9 protein-coding genes are annotated in these 18,196 nt (G+C 59.2%); 5 read left to right on the forward strand and 4 right to left on the reverse strand.

From position 1 onward, the window contains the following. The first annotated feature begins 14 nt into the window (after positions 1–14). The 3 genes from iscU (at position 15) to LJY25_RS09415 (ending at position 1,365) form a co-directional block, all read left to right on the forward strand. Entirely contained in the window at positions 15–431 is a 417-nt protein-coding gene (gene iscU, locus LJY25_RS09405; protein ID WP_227608066.1) for a Fe-S cluster assembly scaffold IscU, read from the forward strand. A gap of 99 nt (positions 432–530) precedes the next feature. After that, entirely contained in the window at positions 531–938 is a 408-nt protein-coding gene (locus LJY25_RS09410) for an ATP-grasp domain-containing protein (RefSeq protein ID WP_227608067.1), read from the forward strand. Positions 939–1,038: 100 nt separating this feature from the next. Next, positions 1,039–1,365 carry a HesB/IscA family protein gene (locus tag LJY25_RS09415; protein ID WP_227608068.1) on the forward strand — a complete coding sequence of 109 codons (327 nt, stop codon included), beginning with the start codon at positions 1,039–1,041 and terminating at the stop codon, positions 1,363–1,365. 205 nt (positions 1,366–1,570) lie between these two features. On the opposite strand, the gene LJY25_RS09420 is transcribed toward LJY25_RS09415, so the two are convergent. From LJY25_RS09420 to murI, 4 genes are all read right to left on the reverse strand, one after another. Next, positions 1,571–4,264, reverse strand: a complete 2,694-nt coding sequence (locus LJY25_RS09420) for a T9SS type A sorting domain-containing protein (RefSeq protein WP_227608069.1) — start codon at positions 4,262–4,264, stop codon at positions 1,571–1,573. 447 nt (positions 4,265–4,711) lie between these two features. Continuing rightward, positions 4,712–9,484 (reverse strand): beta strand repeat-containing protein, encoded by a 4,773-nt coding sequence (locus LJY25_RS09425; protein ID WP_227608070.1) that lies wholly within the window; start codon positions 9,482–9,484, stop codon positions 4,712–4,714. 914 nt (positions 9,485–10,398) lie between these two features. Continuing rightward, positions 10,399–13,779, reverse strand: a complete 3,381-nt coding sequence (locus LJY25_RS09430) for a T9SS type A sorting domain-containing protein (protein WP_227608071.1) — start codon at positions 13,777–13,779, stop codon at positions 10,399–10,401. A gap of 1,006 nt (positions 13,780–14,785) precedes the next feature. Further along, a complete protein-coding gene (murI, locus tag LJY25_RS09435; RefSeq protein ID WP_227608072.1) occupies positions 14,786–15,619 on the reverse strand; it encodes a glutamate racemase in 834 nt (277 codons plus the stop codon). 152 nt (positions 15,620–15,771) lie between these two features. On the opposite strand from murI, the gene LJY25_RS09440 reads away from it, so the two are divergent. Both LJY25_RS09440 and LJY25_RS09445 read left to right on the forward strand, forming a co-directional pair. Further along, the gene (locus LJY25_RS09440; protein WP_227608073.1) at positions 15,772–16,005 is read left to right on the forward strand and encodes a hypothetical protein; all 234 of its coding nucleotides are present in this window, start codon (positions 15,772–15,774) and stop codon (positions 16,003–16,005) included. A gap of 203 nt (positions 16,006–16,208) precedes the next feature. Further along, positions 16,209–18,128 carry an ABC-F family ATP-binding cassette domain-containing protein gene (locus tag LJY25_RS09445; RefSeq protein WP_227608074.1) on the forward strand — a complete coding sequence of 640 codons (1,920 nt, stop codon included), beginning with the start codon at positions 16,209–16,211 and terminating at the stop codon, positions 18,126–18,128. Positions 18,129–18,196: the final 68 nt, after the last annotated feature.

Here is an 18,196-nt window from a genome sequence, read left to right on the forward strand (position 1 = left end):
AACTAACAAAAGCCATGGCTTACTCCGATAAGGTAATCGACCATTACAGCAACCCCCGCAACGTGGGCACGCTGGATAAAAGCAAAAAGAACGTAGGTACGGGCCTGGTAGGCGCCCCCGAGTGCGGCGACGTGATGCGCCTGCAGATCGAGGTAGACGAAACCACGAACACCATCACCGACGCCAAGTTCAAGACGTTCGGCTGCGGCTCGGCCATTGCCTCCTCCTCCCTCGCTACCGAGTGGCTGAAAGGCAAAACCATCGACGAGGCCCTGAGCATCGACAACATGGAGATTGTGGAAGAGCTGGCGTTGCCGCCCGTGAAAATCCACTGCTCGGTGCTGGCCGAAGACGCTATCAAGTCTGCCATCAGTGACTACCGCGTCAAGAACGGTCTGCCGGCCCTGGAAGCCGAAAAGGCCCACCATTAATTGAGGAGACAGAAGCCAGTAGTTAGGAGCCGGAATGTTCAGTATCTGCTGACGTCTTTCTCCTGACTCCTGCCTTCTAACTCCTAGCTCCTCTAAAGGATGGAAGTCTCCCCTGACGTACACGTTGAGAGTGCGCGCATTCAGCAGCAGATCGAAAAGCATCTGGGGCTGGCGGCGGGCAACCTGCTGTTCGAGTTCCGGCAGGTGGATGGGCAAACCCGCCTCGACCTGATTACCGTCAACCCCCGGCACCACCAAAGCTTTTTGTTCCGCTACGAGCTGGGCTACGACAAGCTCGACGCCCTGCGCAAGATGCTGGCCTACGTGAAGCACTCCCGCGACACCGAAAGCTCCTACACGATTCAGTGGCGGGCTCGGGGCGACAAAGAGCTGCAGACCTCCTACTTCCGGGCCCACAATGCCTACGAAGCCCTGGATAAGCTTTACTTCGGCCGCGACCTGAACACCCTGACCGTGTTCAGCGTGGTGTTGAATCCCTCTTCTTAGTTGTTGGGGTCTTAGGATCTTAGGATCTTGGTTTTTTGTTCTGATACCACAATAAAAAAACCAAGATCCCAACATCTTAAGCCCCTAAGACCCCAAAATCATGATTACCGTTTCTGATAAAGCCAAAGAAAAAGTCGAGAAGCTCATGCGCGATGCGGAGCTTGACTCGACCTACCGACTGCGGGCCTCGGTGGCTGGCGGCGGCTGCTCGGGCCTGTCCTACAAGCTCGACTTCGATAACGAGGTGCGCCCCATGGACCAGGAGTTCGAAGACAAGGGCGTCCGGGTGGTGGTCGACATGAAAAGCTTCCTGTACCTGGCCGGTACCGAGCTTGACTTCTCGGATGGGCTGAATGGCAAAGGCTTTCAGTTCAATAACCCCAACGCCTCCCGCGAGTGCGGCTGCGGCGAGAGTTTCTCGGTGTAGCGTCCCTCCTACCTTACAGGTTCAAAAGCCCCTTGCACCAGTCCGGTGGAAGGGGCTTTGCTTTTAGGCTTGCAGCGAGCAGCTGGTCTTCCGGTTATAGGTATAGCGCCGGATGCCCGGCACTGTCAAGACCTGAAGTACACGCACAAAAAAGCCCCACCTGTTGAGGTGGGGCTTTTTGTAAAGCGGGAAGGCTGCCCAACGACTAGTTGAGATGAGCGACCTTCTGCACGGTGCGCTGACCGCCGCTGATGATTTCCAGCATGTAGGTACCAGCCGGCAGGGACTGTAGCTCGATGCGGGTTTCGCCGGTAGCGGTGCCCTGCTGTACGCTGCGGCCCTGCAGGTTCAGCAGACGCCATTGTACGGACTCGGCACCAGCCTGCAGATTTACAAAGCCATGCGCGGGGTTCGGGTAAACCGTTGCTTCCACGGCGCCCTTTTTTACGATTGCAATACCCGACAAGGCAACGGTGCCGTCGGCATCCACCTGGCGCAGGCGGTAGTAAAGCGTACCGGCCGGAGCAGTTTCATCCACGAAGCTGTAGCGCTGAGCTACCGACGTGGTACCGGAGCCTTTTACCGTGCCAACCGTCTGGAACTCGCGGCCGTTCTGGCTGCGCTGAACCTCGTACCGGTCGTTGTTCTTTTCCGAAGCCGTAGCCCAGGCAACCAGTACACCAGCCGCCTTTGCCTCAGCCGTGAGGCTGGTCAGCGTCACGGGCAGGGGGTTGTTGCCGGCAGCGCGGGTTTCCTCGGTGCTGGCCAGGATAAAGTTGCCCAGAGCCGAGAAAGGATTGGAAGAGGTAATGCTGCCGACCAGCGAAGTAACCCCGTCGTTCGAAGTTGACGTGTTGGAGTTGCCGGCGTTGTCCCAGGCCGACCCGTTGCTGCGGGCAATACGCAGCTTGGAGGGAGCATCCACCTCGTCGTCGAGGCCGTAGTAGATGGTCAGCTGACCGTTCGAGAACGAACTGGCTCCATTCGTGCTCAGGTCATAGTAGCGCTTGCGGGAGATGTGACGAATTTCGCCGCCCAGGGTCAGCTGCGTAGGCTCACCGTTGATCATCTGCGCCGTATAGTTGGTCGCAGTAGCAGTAGCCTGGTTAACCGTCAGCGCCAGCGGACGGTAGAAGGCGCCGGCACCAATGGGGAAGAACAGGCCGGTGCCGTTCGAGGGGTTGGTAGCAACCTGACCGGCAGCACTCAGGGTGCGGATCATGGGGCCGTTTACAAAGCTTGTATTGCCCTGTACGTTGGTCAGTCCACCCGGCGCAACAATGGTGCTGGTAGCAGGCATGCTGAGGATGTTCGTAGCCGTGGTGTTAAAGCGGCCCGTTACCAAGTACAGTTTGCCTAAGGTCGTAATCGGACGCTGCAGCGTGACGCCGGCCGGGTTTCTGATTCCCAGGTAGGACAGGCTGCCAATGGTGAGCGGAGCAGTGCCGCTGATAAACTGTTCCGTGGTGCCCACGAACATCAGGTCGGCTTCCGCAGCAGGGTTAACGCTCAGCGAGCCCCCGTTTACGGCCAGGTTGCCAGAGATGGAGACCCCAGGTTCCGGACCATTACCAGTTACGTTCAGAGCTACCGTGCCCTGCGTTATCGTCAGGTTGTTAAGTACGATAAAGTTTGCCGGTCCGGCCACGGTGGTGGCTACTGCTGCCTGCATATTGAGGTTGCCGTACTGCTGACCCAGCGCCGAGAAGGTGCCCCCAACGAAGTTGTAGGTGCTGCCCGCGAGGAACGAGGTAATCGGAGCACCCGTGCCGAAGGGGTCAACGCCGCCATTCTGTTGGAACGTAGCCCCCGAGTTGAAGACGACGGAGCCCGTAGCGGCCGGCGTGCTGGTGGGTGCCTGCTGGGTGATGGCACTCGCACCAAAGGGGTTGCCTACCACAATCGCCGTATTCGTAAAGGTGCTGCCACTCAAAAACTGAATTGCGCCGGCATCAGCGCCAAAAAAGCGGTGCGTCAGCGTTGCGCTGGTGTTTGCTGAGGTCATGCTCATGTTACCGGCTACACTGGCCGTCTCACCGGTCGATATATAGATTTCCAGGTAGCGGTTGTTGGTGTTCGACGTAGCCGAGTAAATCAGGGTTGCGCCATTTTCTACTACAAAGTCAGCACCGGAGTATCCGCCGTCGAGGACAATGCGGCCGGCATCGTTACCCGTTGCGGGGGCGTTCATGCGGATATCAATTCCGTTGATAAAGAAAAGCTGTCCTTCTATTTCGTCGTGGTTGCTGCCGTTACCGGCATTGTAGTCAACGATGTAGGGAACGGCTTCCGTTGTAGCCTGACGGGTGCCGTCGAATACGAGGATATCATAAGGATCCGTCGGCGATCCGGTGCCGACGGAAGCACGTGATGGGGTCCAGGCCGCCGCCCGGTTCCACCGGTCATCCGTGAAGTTAAAGTAGTAGGTCGACGGTGCCACCACAGTTGCCGAAGCTGCCCCGGTGGTCAGGTAGTTGGCACCGTTGGCCGTATTGTCATCGTTGAAGGCGTACACCATCACCGTGTACGACGTTTTGCCGGTAAGGCCGGTCACCACAACCGATGTGGTTGCGGCCGAAGCGTTGGACACCACAAAGTTGTTGGTGAACCCAAGGTTGACGCCGTTGCCATACTGGGTATCGGCGTAGTAGCCGGTACCATCCTGCGGGAGACTAACCGCGTTGGCAGTCGGGCGCACCACAATCAGGTTGTTGGTACCGTTACCGCCCGAAAGCGTAACCACAAACGACGCGGTACCGCCGGTGAGTCCCTTCGTGGGGGAAACGCTGACCGTTGGCTGCACCGTCGGCTCGGTAGCAAGCGCCATGGCGAACATGGGCATCATAAGGGCCACAACCAACAGCAGCGGCCTACGAAAAGTGTGGAGAAGTGAAGTCATAATAAGTCTTAAAGTACTGAGTGCAGAGAGGACACCCATCTGCAAAGATAGTCCTTTTTATGTCAGTACAGATTTTTTTTATTACAAAAATTATATTTATTCTGGCTTAATGCACTGCTAAGCCAACGCACTCCTGCGGTTCGTGCGCAACCTACGAGGCTGCGCACCCTCCCGGTTTTCAGCAGCTTGTCGGATTAGCGAAAAAATAACCGGCTGCAGAGACCCGGGGCAAGCGACTCTACCTCCAGGTCTGCGGGGCAGGTGTGCAGCACCAGGAGTACTTGAGCTGTACCTCACTTTTTGAGATTAGCATCCCTCATGGCCCCGGAAGCGGATGTGTTGCTGGCCCCGATTCCCGAAAAGCCTTTTCCTATCGGCCGGACCCGAAAAAGAAAGCCCTTCTCCAGGTGGAGAAGGGCTTTCGGAAAATTTCACCTGAGTGAATGCCTAGTTCGTCTTGCTGAACTTGCGCACCACCCGACCTCCCCCGGAGGTCAGCTCCAGGTGGTAGATTCCGGCGGGCAGCTTGCTCACATCGAGCGTAGCGCTGCCGCCGTCGGTCTGGCCCTGCAGCAGTACCCGGCCCAGGCTGCTGAGCACCCGGTAGCGAACCGTCGAGGTAGCCGAGGTCTGGAAGGTCAGCTTGTCGGCCGTGGGGTTCGGATACAGCACCACTTCACCGGTAGTGTTCTGCACAGCTACGATGTCGGAAAGCGAAGCCTTCCCGTCGAAGTCAACCTGGCGCAGGCGGTAGTAGCTGGTGCCGGCCAGGGGCTCCCGGTCGAGGGTGGTATAGGTGTGGGCGGCGCTGGTCGTTCCCTGTCCCTGCTCGGTGGCAATGGTCTGGAACTCGCGGCCGTCCTGGCTGCGCTGCACCTCGAAGCGGGCGTTGTTTTTTTCCGAAGCGGTAGCCCAGCGGACCCGCACGCCGGTTTTCTCCAAGCGGGCTGTGAAGCTGATGAGCGACACCGGCAGCGGGTTTACACCGGCAACAGCCGAGGTACTAGCCAGGGCAAAGTCGCCCAGCGTGGTGGTAGGTGCCCCAATGGTACCCGTGGCAAACCCGGTAGCCGGGAAGGTGCCGTTGATGGTAGGCGCACCCAGGTCCGTGAAAGCAGCCGAGCTGCCGGTCGAGGTAGCCAGGCGGAGGGTTGCCTGCTCGTTGACTTCATCTTCCTCCCCGAAGGTCAGCGTGACGATGCCGTCGGTGAAGGTAGCACCCCCGGTTTCCTTACCCACCGTGAAGTAGCGGATAGCCGAAACCCGGGTCAGCGGGGCATTTGCTCCCCGGGCGCGGGCCGACTGCTCCACGATGCGGGCAGTGTAGCCGGTAGCGGCCGTGGCGCTCGACTGGGTCAGGGCGAAGGTGAGCGGACGGTAGAAGCCCAGCGCGCTGCCCAGCGGGAAGTTGAGCGTAGCGGCGGTGGTGCTGGCCGGGGTTGGCAGCGTCAGCGCGTTTACGAAGCTGTTAACATTGCCGCCGGTAAGCGTCCCGGTCACCACCAGGCGCGTCGCCGGCGTAAAGATCAGCGAGCCGCGGGTGAGCGTCACGTCGGCAACCGTCAGCGTATTTGCCAGGGCTACCAAGGTGTTCACGTCCCGGTTCAGTACCAGCGTTGCGAGCGAAGTAGCAGCAGCTGAGTTCACGAAGTTGAGGGTGGGAATGCTGCCCGTACCCGTCAAAGCCAGGCCACTCACGCTGGAGCCGCGGAGCTGACCCGTGCCGTTTACCACCGTGCCGTTGAGCGTAAGCACCCGGCCGGTCAGGGCCAGGATACCCTGGGTCAGGTTCAGGTTGTTTACGACCAGGGCGGTACCCAGGGCCAGCTCGTCCGTATCTTCAAACGTATCCAGCGTGAGCGTGCCCAGTGTGCCGGTTACCCGCAGCGTGCCGGCCGAGCCGTTGTCAGTCTTGTTGATGACCACGGTGCCGTCGGCCGCATTGATGATAGTGCCGTTCAGCGTCGAGGACCCTACGTTACCGCCGCCGATGATGGTCAGGGTGTTCGAGTTCAGGGCCAGGGTCGTGAAGTTGCCGAGCACCAGGCCACCGGCGCTGGCATTGCCCAGCGTGAGGTTCGTGCTGCCGCCCGTGGTGGAGAGCACCACTGCCGTAGCTGCCGTGGCCGTTCCGGTGTTGGTGGTCAGACGGAACAGGTTGATGGGGTTACCATTGCCGGTCAGCGTCTGGGGCGTGGTCGTGTTGGTCAGCACCAGGGTAAAGCCGTTGGCGGTAAGGCCGTAGGTTACCGTACCCAGCTCGGTGAAGTTGCCACCCAGGTTCAGGGTCGAGAAGGGCGAGCCGGCGCCGCTGAAGCCCGACACGTTGTCAACCGTGAAGTTGCCCCGTACGACAATAGTGCCCGACGCCAGGGTCTTGGTGCCGTTGGTCAGCTTCAGGTTCCCGTAGCCGGTTACGCCGATGCCGGGCACGACGAAGGTGCCGGCCTGCGCGAAGTCTACCGTGCTGGTGATGTCTACCGTGCCCAGCGTGTAGGCGGGCGTAGCAGCCGTGTTCAGCACGGTGAGCGTGCTGCCGGCTCCCAGATCGAGGGTTCCGGTGTAGCTGAAGCCGGTCGGGATGATGAGCTGGGCGTTGGCATCCAGCACCAGCTTGGAGTTGGTTCCCGAAACGGTCAGGTTGCCGCTGAGCGTACGACCGGTGCCGGTCACGATGTAGGTCTTGCCGGCGCTGGTGAAGTCAACCGGGCTGTTGCCGCTGCCATCCGGATTGTCGCCGTAGGTGCTGAGCAAATTCAGGTCGCCGGTTGCCTTGGTGTAGAACACCGCGGCCGTAGCCACCGGATCGGCCGTGCCGGTCAGGGTAAAGGTGTATGGGTTCTCGTTGCTGTCGTTGTTGGGAATCGAGATTGTCGTGGTCTTGTTGCCGGCCGTGGTCGGCGAGAAGCTCACGGTGAAGGTGACGCTGGTGCCTGGGGCAATGGTCGTCGAGGCCGGCTGGGTGATGCTGAACTGCGACGCGTCGCCGGGCGTAACGGCGTCGAAGGCAACAGTGCCCAGCGTCACGTCCTGGCTGCCCAGGTTCTGAATGGTGAACGTGGCGGTAGTTGTATTGCCGACGTTGGTCGTAGCAAAGGCATAGGTGCCCGTACCGCTGGCAATGTTCACGCTGTTCTGCTGGAGGTTGATTTCCGGGCCGGTAATCGGGGCGCAGATAACCGTTACGTCGTCAAACGAAAGGTTGCCGGCACTCTTGGTGTAGGTGAAGCGGAAGTTGGTGAAGTCAGAGAAGTTTGCTCCCGTTGCGCTGCTGAACGTGTAGTTGCCGTTGGCCCGGGCCGTGGGCACCGGCACAATGGTGGCAATGGTCTTGTATGTGCCGGTCGTGCCGTCAAAGCCTTCCACCAGGAAGCTCGAAACAGCATCGGTACTGTTGCCCAGGATGAAAAAGCTCAGCTGCACGGGATTGGTTACCGTGGGCGTTATAACCTGGTCGTTGGTGTTGTCGAACCTCACGGCCGGGAGAGCGGCTCCGCTGGAGCTAGAGGTCTGGTAGCTGGTCACGCCCGTGAACGTCCAGCCGGGAGGCGCAATGGCGGTAGAGGAGCTTGACCCGATGCTGCTGAACGACTCGCTGATACAGGCGCTGCTGCCCGTCGGGAATACCGTTCCGCTCACCGTTACATCGGCCGAGGCCGCGCCGGCTACGTTGGTGATGGTACCACTGGGGCTGCCGGCCGTTGCCGAGGCCGCAATGCGGACGTACACCGTGCCGCCGGCGGCAGGTGCGCTTACGCTGCTGCCGAAGCCCGTGCCCGTCGTGAGCGACACTTCAAAGCCGGCAGGTGCCGTCACCAGGATGGGGTCGGTTACGCCGTTGCCCGTCAGTACGTAGGTCTGCTCGCCCGAAGCCGTGCCGGCCGAGGTCGAGAAGCCGGACAGGGCCGTGGGCGCGGCCGTGATGGTCGGCGCCAGGGTCATGAAGGTCTGGTCGTCGCCGTAGGTAGTGCCTACGCTGTTGGTGGCATAGGCCGCCACGAAGTAGGTCGTGCTGGGCGTCAGGCCGGACAGGTTGCTGGTAAAGGAGCCGGTGGTACCCGTAGCGGTCTGGCTTAGTACGCCCGTGCCTCCAAGGCGGGGGTTGGGGCTGGTGCCGTATACGACCCCACGGCCCGTAATCGTAGCGCCGCCATCAGCCGTCACGTTGCCGCCGGTCCGGGCCGTAGTGGGTGTAACCAGGGTAGCGGCCGTGGTGCTTACGACCGGAGCCGTAGTCACCGTGAAGTTGCCGCCGGGAACCGGGTAGGTCGTGGTACCATCGGAAAGCACCACGGCACCGGTCACCGTACCGGCTGCCACCGTGGCCGTAACCGTGGTGGCCGAAGCCGATACGTTGGTAGCGGCCGTGCCGCCCACCGTGACGCCGGTGATGGTGCTCAGGTTGGTGCCCGAGATGGTGATGACCGTACCGACCGGACCGTTGGCGGGCGTGAAGCCCGAGGCAACTGGGGCCGGGGCAAGGGTAGTTACTGTCACCTTGACCGGTGCGGTCTGGAGGTTCGGGATACCGTCCTCGGCTACCACGTACACGTCGTAGGTGGTGGAGCCGGTCAGGCCGCTGATAGCAGCGGTGGCAGCCGTGTTGGCCGCAGTGTTGGTGATACTGCCTTTCAGGTTAGCGGCCAGGGCCCCTCCGCCCGAAGCGGTACCGGCTTTTACTTCCGCCGCCGTTGGAGCCGTAGCACCACTCGCCAGCACGACAAAGTACGTAATGCCGGTTTCATTGATGGTCGAGGAAAGCGTAAAGCCGGTCGAGGTGATGACCGAAGCCGAAGGCGAGCCGGCGGCAAAGACTGGAGGCGTGTTATCAGAAGCCGAGAGCGTAGTGAACGACTCAACCGAGCCATAGCCGGTACCGGTCGAGTTGGTCGCGTAGGCGCGGTAGTAATAGATAGTGTTAGCAGTCAGACTGGTGAGGTTAGCACTGTAGGCGCCAGTCGTAGCACCCGTGGTACCGACTTCATTTGCAGCAACGCCCGTTCCGCCAAGTACAAGTGCCGCTGCGGTGGTTGCCGAGGTGCTGTATAGGAAGCCATAAGAGCTGCTGGCAGTAGGTACTCCGAGGCTGGTAATGTTGCCAGCAATGGTTGCAGTAGTCGTACCTACACTGGAAGGCGGTGTGGTAGTGGTTACGGTAGGCGCGGCGTTAACTGGAGCAACTCCAGCATTAGCCGTTATGGTTATGTCATCGACCGCCAATGCTTGTGCATTAGTTGTCGTGGCACCTGTAGCTACTGAATAGTTCCAAGCGAAATAGATACTGCTTCCCGCTGCGACGGGTACAGTCAGGGTCTTATTTGTTACAGCAACAGATGTTCCTGGGGCAGTAGTGAAGCCATTGTTGTTCGCATCGGCTGCAAATGCAGTAGTAAAATCAGAGCCCGGAGCGATAGTCCATGTCGCCCCATCAGTGGAATAGTAGAGCTGAATTCTGAAGCCAGCCGAATTACTGCCATTGCGGTACTTCTCCACCCTGTAGTTGATTGTGAAATCACTAATATCAGCATTCCCATTGTTGAAAAACTGAGGTGAATACACGTTTACAGACTTCGAGGCAGTACCAGATGAAAGGCCACCTACGGCTCTGTTAGCGTCTCCTGCCGCTGTTGTTCCCTCACCGAAATTGTAAATTCCATTAGCTGCTGTTGTACTAATGCTAGCACCTCCTTGTCGTTCGGTTGCGGCTAGTGCTGAGGCATAAGTCCCGACAGTGCGTTCAGTTGTTAACTTATCTACTTTCCAACCAGGGGGCAATGGAGAAGTAGCTGCTGTAGTCATCAGTGAGAAATCTTGCGTCACTGTAGAACCTCCAGATATGTTTACCTGCCCCCACCCTACCAGTGGGCTCAACAGCAGTAGCAGAAGAATCAGGCGGCCCAGTGGGGTGGCAGCGGGCGTCTGAAAGGCGCGAAAACGTGATGTCATAGGGTGTAGAACAGGGGAAGAAGAATAGGATCTGGTCAAGCACCAAAGATACGCTTTTAGGACTTAGCCGTCACACCATCACCCGGTTACCAGATTGTTACCGACCCGCATAAACGCAGAAAAGGCCTCCCACAAAGCGGGAGGCCTTTTTTTGGCTGGCAGCCTTCCGGCTACCGTAAAACTTAATATTAGTTCTTTACTACTTTCTGCGACACGTGCTGGTTGTTGCCTTTCAGCGTCACCACGTAGGTACCGGACTTCAGGTCACGCAGGCTGATCTCGCCGCTGGCATCCATCTTCTGGCTCCGCAGCAGGCGGCCGGTCAGATCCGATACCGTAGCCGTCATGCCTTCGGTCGTGCCCTGGGGCAGACGAACCGTTACCACATCGGAGGTCGGGTTCGGGAACATGGCTACTTCACCCAGCTCGTTGCTTACGGTGGCTACAGCCGAGAAGGCCGTCTTACCATCGTTGTCGATCTGCTTCAGACGGTAGAACGAGGTGCCGAACAGGGGCTTGTCGTCAATGCTGTTGTAGGTCGAGCGGGCCGAGGTGGTGCCTTTGCCGTTCACGAAGCCGATGGCCTGGAACTCGCGGCCGTCCTGGCTGCGCTGGATTTCGAAGCCACGGTTGTTTTTCTCCGAAGCGGTGGTCCAGGTCAGTGCAACCTGCGTGCCGCGCAGCTTGGCCGTGAACGAGGTCAGCTCAACCGGCAGGGGCGGGTCAACACCGGGCAGGATAGCACCCTGAAGGGTAGTCGGCTGGGCCGGGCCCTTGTAGTTCTCAGCGTTGTTGATGAAGATTGTTTCACCCAGGTTCGTGCTGTTGTAGTCGAACACGTAAGCGTAGTAGGTCGTCTCGGCATCCAGGCCCGTGATGGTAGCCGTCGGGGCACCGCCCGAGAATACCACGTAGTAGGTGTTTCCAGCGCTATCGTTGATAGTGCTCTGGCCCTGGCCCATGAACTCACCGTTGCCGGCGTTGTAGTCCGTGCCGTCAACCGGCATTACGTCCGGAACCGACAGGGTGGGGCTCGTGCTGATCAGGACGATGTGGAACTCACCGTAGCCCGTTACCCCAGGGGTAGGGTTGAAGGTGATCGAAGCCGACGAGGCACCGATGTTACGCGAGGCCGTGAAAGGGGTGTCCTGAGTGGGCTCCACGTCAATGGCGCGGCCGTTCAGCGTGTTGGCGTCAGCCGACGAGATGCTGCTTACAATCGGGCTCAGGGTGTTGGCAGGCGAAGCCGTTACGTCCGGAGTGATGTACTGCAGTACCGACTGGGCGGCACCGACACGGGTCGGGGAGTAGCGAACAAAGATGTCTTCATCGATGACGTTCGTGTTCGGGTTCGGATCCAGCGAAATGGTGCTGCCATTCGGATCAGTCTGGTCGGTGTAGCCGACTGCAGTACCATCCGCAGCAATCCGCGAAATCTGGAACTGAGCGAAGCCGTTCGGGTTGCCAATGGCGCCCTGCGACTCACCTTTCACCGAAATACGGGTGGGGTTACGAACACGCTCAGCAAAGATGCGGATGCGCTGGGGAGCAGTCGGACCGGTACCGATTACGATCGGGCCCTCGGGGCTGAAGATGGTGCGCGATTCGATGGTACCGATGCTGGTAGCCCGAACGATAGCAGCAATCGAAGTAGCCGGAGCGCTTTCGAACGTTACACCCGTGCCGCTCTCAGTGCCGGCTACCGTCGGAACGTAGCGGATGTATACCGATACGTTGTTAACAGTGCCATCTGATTGCGGGATGATGTTAAACGAGTTGCCCGTAATCGTGCCGGTACCACCGTTGCCCAGACCGGGGAACAGCGGGTCCAGCGAAACCTGGAAGTTGTTAGGAGCCTGCACGCGGATCGGGTTAACCAGGAAGCTGCCGCTTACCAGTACCGACTGGCTGGCCGAAGCCTTCTCGGGTACCGTGCTGAAGGGGTTCAGGGGAGCACCGGCGGGGCTGGTGGCCGTAGCCGGCGTACTTACCGTGAAGGTCGAGGAAGTGTTCGTACCGCTGAAGTTGTTGCGGGCCGTTACGTTCACGACGTTGGTAGGCGAAGGCGTTGCCGAGCCGCTGGTAGCGGTGATCGTACCGGTGAAGTCGCTCTGGCTCGGAATCGGACCCACGATGCGGGCTTCGATCGTCGTTTCGGGTACACGGCCGCCTACCGGATCAATGGTCAGGCTGTTCGTAAACTGGCTGCCGGGAACGGCGGGGTTGCGGATCTGGATAGCACCCGAAGTCGTCGAGCCGGTCAGGGCCGTCACGAGGCTGATGGGAGTCGTACCGAGGTTGTCGCCACCTACTACGAACGTCAGAACCTGACCCGAGCCGCTCTGCGACACCAGGCCGAAATTCAGGCTGCTGGGATCTACGAAGATGTAAGCACCCGTGGGAGCAGCTACTCCGGTACCGGCTACGGCTACGTTCTGGGTAACGGTGCTCGATCCGTTGGGGGTCGATACAACGATGTTACTGTTATAGGTACCGGATCCGTCGGGACGGGTCGTGCCGGGAACCGGAGCAAAGCGAACATCGATGCGGGTGTTAACCGTACCGCTGCCAGCCGTGCCGCTGGGAACCAGAATCACGTTGTTAGTCGAGAAGGCGTTGGTGCCGGTGCGGATTTCAAAGCCCTCGGGAGCAGCCACCGTCACGTTACCGGTCAGGTTGTTGCCATTTACAATAAAGGACTGGGGAGTAGAAGTACGGTAAACCTGTACGTTGCCGAAGTTGGCCAGCGGCAGGGTGTTGCCGGGAGCTGCCTGAATCGACAGGGCGGGAGGAGCCTGCTGGCCGGTACCCGACACACCCACGTTGCGGGTGGTAGCGCCGGCGCTGCCGAAGGTCACGTTGCCCACGTAGTTCTGAACGGCAGTTGGCACGAAACGCACGTCAACCGTCGTATTAACCGTACCAGTACCCCGCGAAATAACGAGGGAGTTAGAGTAGGTGCCGCCACCGGTGCTTATTTCGAAGCCAGCCGGAGCCTGTACGGTAATATCATCCGTTAGCGAGGTAGCGCTAACCGAGACCGACTGCGGAGCCGACTGGGTGTTGACGATCTGACCGCCAAACGACAGCGAAGCCGGGCTTACATTGATGTTAGGCGTACCGGGAGTGCCCTCACCCTGAACGTCAATGTAGTTGGCAATCGTGTTACGGCCCGACTGGCCGGTGAGCACGATGTACTGATCGTTGGTTACACCTACTGCCGTCGGGCGGAAGCGAACCAGCAGCGTACCACCGGCAGCCGGCAGCGAAGGGCTCTGCGTGTAGGTGGCGCCGTTGTCCGTGCTGCCCTCAAAGGACGGCGCGTTCGTGAAGCTTACCGAAATGGCGCTGGTCAGGCCGGAGGCCGTCACAGTGTAGGTAACAGGCGAAGACACGTTACCAACGGCGACCTGCCCGAAATTCGTGGGCGAGGACGGGCTGGTGGCAGGCGTAATGTTAATCGACTGCGCCAGCAGCGTAACTGGGGCCAGAAGGCTCAGCAACAGGAAGAGAAACAGGCGAGGTCGCTGCAAATGGGCGGCGAACACCTTCAAGTAAGGGTTTTTCATAGTATGTTGAGAGTAAAGGTTACGAAGTTGGAGAGCGGTCTAAATCAAGGTTGTTCATTAGAACTCGGCCTTAATACGGTGAAAAGAAACAGGCGGATGAAAAAAAACGGCGGAAGGCATAGTATTTTTTCGTGAAGAAGACCAGGCTGGAAAACTTGCTGGGTGGCGCCGGCTCCACAATTCATGCCAAAGCTCACACATGGCGGTGGTAAAGCACAGATTGGAATCCATTAGTTCCTTTATAATCGATAATATCAAAGGTAACCTGTGATGGTTTGAGACGCTGCTACTTTATTTCCTGCTAACAATATATCAGAAATTTATATTAGCAAAATGTAAGTTAAAGGGCGCTTCGGGCTGCAAAGTTAGGGCAGAAAAGCCAGACCCGATGTTTTGTTTTAGTGAGCTTTTGGTATCCTTCCATCATCTTCTAAGCTCTAAACAAGGGTGGAGGAAAACCCCGTTTTGCACAATTCGAGGGAACAGCCCTGAACAGCAGATGCCGAGCAGGTCTCGTTTCGGACAGGTAGTCAACCCCTAGCGGCTTAAACTAATCCTGTTGGGACATCTATCGAGAGTAGGACCTTGCTCCCACCCTTTCTAACCACGCCCGCAACCACGCCTTATCCGGATCAGTTCCGGCTTTTGCCAGGGAATCTTTGAAACACGCCATTGGCTGCTTAAAAGGACCTGCTGATCAAAGAAAATCTGTTTTCAGCTTAGGTAAGTAGCCGACCGGCCACCGGCCCGCAAAGGTTTGGCAGCCGGCGGGAAGCAGGTAAAGAAGTCCGGCCGCTAAGCAGGTTAGTCAAGGGGTAGGAACAGACCGGATACATAGATAGAGTAGTACAGAAAGCTGCAAGCAAAGGTCTAACGCACGAGGTCCCCCCCGCAATACCCACTTTCAGGTATTTTGCTGATTATTTCTAGAAAAAAGCCACAACCGTCTGAACTGCCCAAGCTACTTCTGCTCGACGCGCTCCTCTTCCCTCCTACCGGCTTTCGGCTATTCCCAGAGCGGGTAGTGCTCGAGCTGCACTTCCTGACCAAAGAAGATGCGGGTGCTTTCCTCAAACGAGCGGGTGAAGTCAGAAACGTAGAAATGGTGACCGGTCGCGTGGTGCGCCGCCGGAGCCGCCAGCTGCTGCTCATTCAGAAACCCGGCCACGTGGCGGGCTACGACGTCGGAGGCATCGAGCACCTCTACCTTATCCTTATAATAGGCCTGGATCTGCTCCTTGATAAGGGGGTAGTGCGTGCAGGCCAGTACCAGGGCATCGATGCCGTCCAGCACGGGGTTGCTCAGGTACGTTCGGATGATGTTGTCGCTGATAGAGCTGTTAAAGAAGCCTTCCTCAATCATGGGCGCCAGCAGCGGGGTAGCCAGGGACTGCAGCTGCACCCCGGCATCGAGGTCGTCAATCTTCTTGCGGTACACATTGGAATTCACCGTCTGCTTCGTTCCGATCAAGCCCACCGTCCGGCCCTGGTAGGTTTGCCCCACGTGCGCTACGATGGGGTCAATCACGTTGAGCACCCGGGCCTTGGAGCCGACGTACTCTCGCACCAGCTCGTAGGCGGCGGCCGAAGCTGAGTTGCAGGCAATCAGAATCACCTTGCACTGCTGGCGCAGCAGCAGGTCGCAGATCTTGACGGCGTAGGCCTGGATGGCGGCGGTGCTTTTGTCGCCGTAGGGCAGGTGAGCCGTGTCGCCGAAGTAGATGAGCCGCTCGTGGGGCAGCACGCGGCTTAAGGCCCGGGCCACGGTGAGGCCACCGATGCCGCTGTCAAACACCCCGACTGGCCGGGCTGCTAAGCTAAAGGAAGAGGAAGATGCCATGCCCGGCAAAGGTAAGCGGGTTTCGGAAGCCCGCCCCGGCAGGCCGGTCCCGCACACTGGCAGACAGAAAAATGCCGGGCGCCAAGCTGGACCGCCTTGCGTTTTTACACAAAATTCTATATTGCCTGCCCTATTTGCCTATTTACTGCCTGATGAGCAAAATTCTGGAAGAGATAGATAATGCTCTGTCCACCTTCGACACCCGCCACGGACGGCCCGTAGCCATTGAGCTGGGCGAGCGGAAATACACCCAGCTGGTGCTGGACGTGGCCCACCTGCACGGCGCCGGCGGCGACCTGACGACCAACACCGGCCGGCCTCTCGCCTACCGGGGCCTGGAAATTCTGCGCGACGAGGTGCACATGGACCGGGTGCGGGTGATTTGAGGAGGAGTCAGGAGCTGCTACGCAGGAGCCAAGAGTCAGCAGGACGAGCGGAAAGTAGTTGCGGAACCGGAAGCAGAGGGGTAAAAGTGGAGACCTAAGCCGGAAGCCTGGGAGCAGAGGTCCGTATTTATTGTGTCCCCTGCCCTCCCTCAATATCTTTCCTGGCTCCTATCTTCTAACTCCTAGCCCCTACCTTTGCGGCTATGAATCTGCTTTCTGGCGAAAATCTTTCGAAAAACTATGCCGACCGGTGGTTGTTCCGCGACCTCGGCTTCGGTCTTAATCAAGGGCAGCGCGTGGCCCTGGTCGGTATCAACGGTACCGGTAAAACCACGCTGCTGCGTATTCTGGCCGGCCTTGAGCAGCCCGACACAGGTCTGGTGAGCGTCCGCAAGGGCATCCGGGTGGCCTTCCTGGGTCAGCAGCCGGTATTTGACGAGGACATGACAGTGGAGGAAACCATCTTTGCCTCCCAGAACGACACGCTGGCCGCCATCCGCGACTACGAGCACGTGGTGAACGACGAAAACCACAAGCCCGACGACCTGCAGCGGGTGATGGAGCAGATGGACGCGCTCAACGCCTGGGACTACGAGGCCCAGGTCAAGCAGATCCTGGGCCGCCTCGGCATCCTGGGCGAGCTGCTGAACCGGCAGGTGCGCAACCTCTCAGGCGGGCAGCGCAAGCGCGTGGCCCTGGCCCGGGTGCTCATCGAGGAACCCGAAGTGCTGATCCTGGACGAGCCTACTAACCACCTCGACCTCGACACCATTGAGTGGCTGGAAAACCGCCTGGCCTCCCCTTCGCTCACCTTATTAATGGTAACGCACGACCGGTATTTCCTGGACAAGGTGGCCAACGAAATCGTGGAGATGGACCAGGGCCGGGTGCACCGCTACCAGGGCAACTACTCCTACTTTGTGGAGAAGAAGGCCGAGCGGGAGCAGATTGAGGTGGCCGAAGTGGAAAAGGCCCGTAACCTGCTGCGCAAAGAACTGGAGTGGATGCGCCGCCAGCCGCAGGCCCGGGGTACCAAGCAGAAGGCCCGCATCGATGCCTTTTACGAAACGCAGGAGAAGGCCAAAACCAAGATAGGCGGCCCCCAGCTGGAGCTGTCGGTGAAGACGACGCGCCAGGGCGGCAAAATCATTGAAGTCGAGCACCTGCACAAGCAGTTCGGCGACAAGGTGGTGCTCGACGACTTCAGCTACGTGTTCAAGAAAAAGGACCGCATCGGTTTGATCGGGCCCAACGGCGCGGGCAAGTCGACGCTGCTGAACATGCTCACCGGTAAGCTTCAGCCCGACTCCGGGGTGGTAGACGCGGGCCAGAACACCGTCTTTGGCTACTACACCCAGCAGGAGCTGGAGTTCGACGAAAGCCAGCGGGTCATCGACATCGTGAAGGAAGTGGCGGAAGTGGTGGAAATGGCCAACGGCGACGTGGTAACGGCCTCGCAGTTTCTTCAGCACTTCCAGTTTCCGCCCGCCCAGCAGTACACCCTGGTCAGCAAGCTGAGCGGGGGCGAGAAGCGCCGCCTCCAGCTCTTGCGCGTGCTGATCAAGAATCCGAACTTCCTGATTCTCGACGAGCCGACCAACGACCTCGACATCATCACGCTCAACATCCTGGAGGAGTTCCTGCTGAACTTCGCCGGCTGCCTGCTCATCGTGTCGCACGACCGGTACTTTATGGATGCGCTGGTCGAGCACGTGTTTGTGCTGGAGCCCGGCGGCACCATCCGCAACTTCCCCGGCAACTACACCGACTACCGGGAGTGGCAAAAGGAAAACAACTCGGCCGAGTACGCCCGCGAAAAAGCCCAGACCGCTAAGGCAGCGGCTGGGGTAGCTCCGGCGGCCGCCCCTAAAGCCGTGGCTCCGGCCCCGGCTGCTGCTTCCGCGCCCAAGCGCAAGGCTACGTTTGTCGAGAAGAAAGAGTACGAGACGCTGGAAAAAGACATTGCCCGCCTTGAAGACGTCAAGCAGCAGCTGATTGCCAAGCTCAACGCCGGCACCGGCTCCCACAAGGAGCTAGCCGACTGGGCTGCCGAGCTGAAGCGCACCGATGCCGACCTCGACGCCAAGGGGGAACGGTGGCTGGAGTTGGCCGAGCTGGTGTAACGGCCAGAATAAGCGCAAAAAAAGCCTCGCCCTGCTTCAGGGCGAGGCTTTTTCGTGTAGCTAAACTC

Source organism: Hymenobacter translucens, from assembly GCF_020685205.1.
In the GTDB taxonomy this organism is placed as follows: domain Bacteria; phylum Bacteroidota; class Bacteroidia; order Cytophagales; family Hymenobacteraceae; genus Hymenobacter; species Hymenobacter translucens.

Coding starts and splice junctions, on each gene's coding strand:
- iscU (WP_227608066.1), top strand. CDS start 15: ATGGCTTACTCCGATAAGGTAATCGACCATTACAGCAACCCCCGCAAC.
- LJY25_RS09410 (WP_227608067.1), top strand. CDS start 531: ATGGAAGTCTCCCCTGACGTACACGTTGAGAGTGCGCGCATTCAGCAG.
- LJY25_RS09415 (WP_227608068.1), top strand. CDS start 1,039: ATGATTACCGTTTCTGATAAAGCCAAAGAAAAAGTCGAGAAGCTCATG.
- LJY25_RS09420 (WP_227608069.1), bottom strand. CDS start 4,264: ATGACTTCACTTCTCCACACTTTTCGTAGGCCGCTGCTGTTGGTTGTG.
- LJY25_RS09430 (WP_227608071.1), bottom strand. CDS start 13,779: ATGAAAAACCCTTACTTGAAGGTGTTCGCCGCCCATTTGCAGCGACCT.
- murI (WP_227608072.1), bottom strand. CDS start 15,619: ATGGCATCTTCCTCTTCCTTTAGCTTAGCAGCCCGGCCAGTCGGGGTG.
- LJY25_RS09440 (WP_227608073.1), top strand. CDS start 15,772: ATGAGCAAAATTCTGGAAGAGATAGATAATGCTCTGTCCACCTTCGAC.
- LJY25_RS09445 (WP_227608074.1), top strand. CDS start 16,209: ATGAATCTGCTTTCTGGCGAAAATCTTTCGAAAAACTATGCCGACCGG.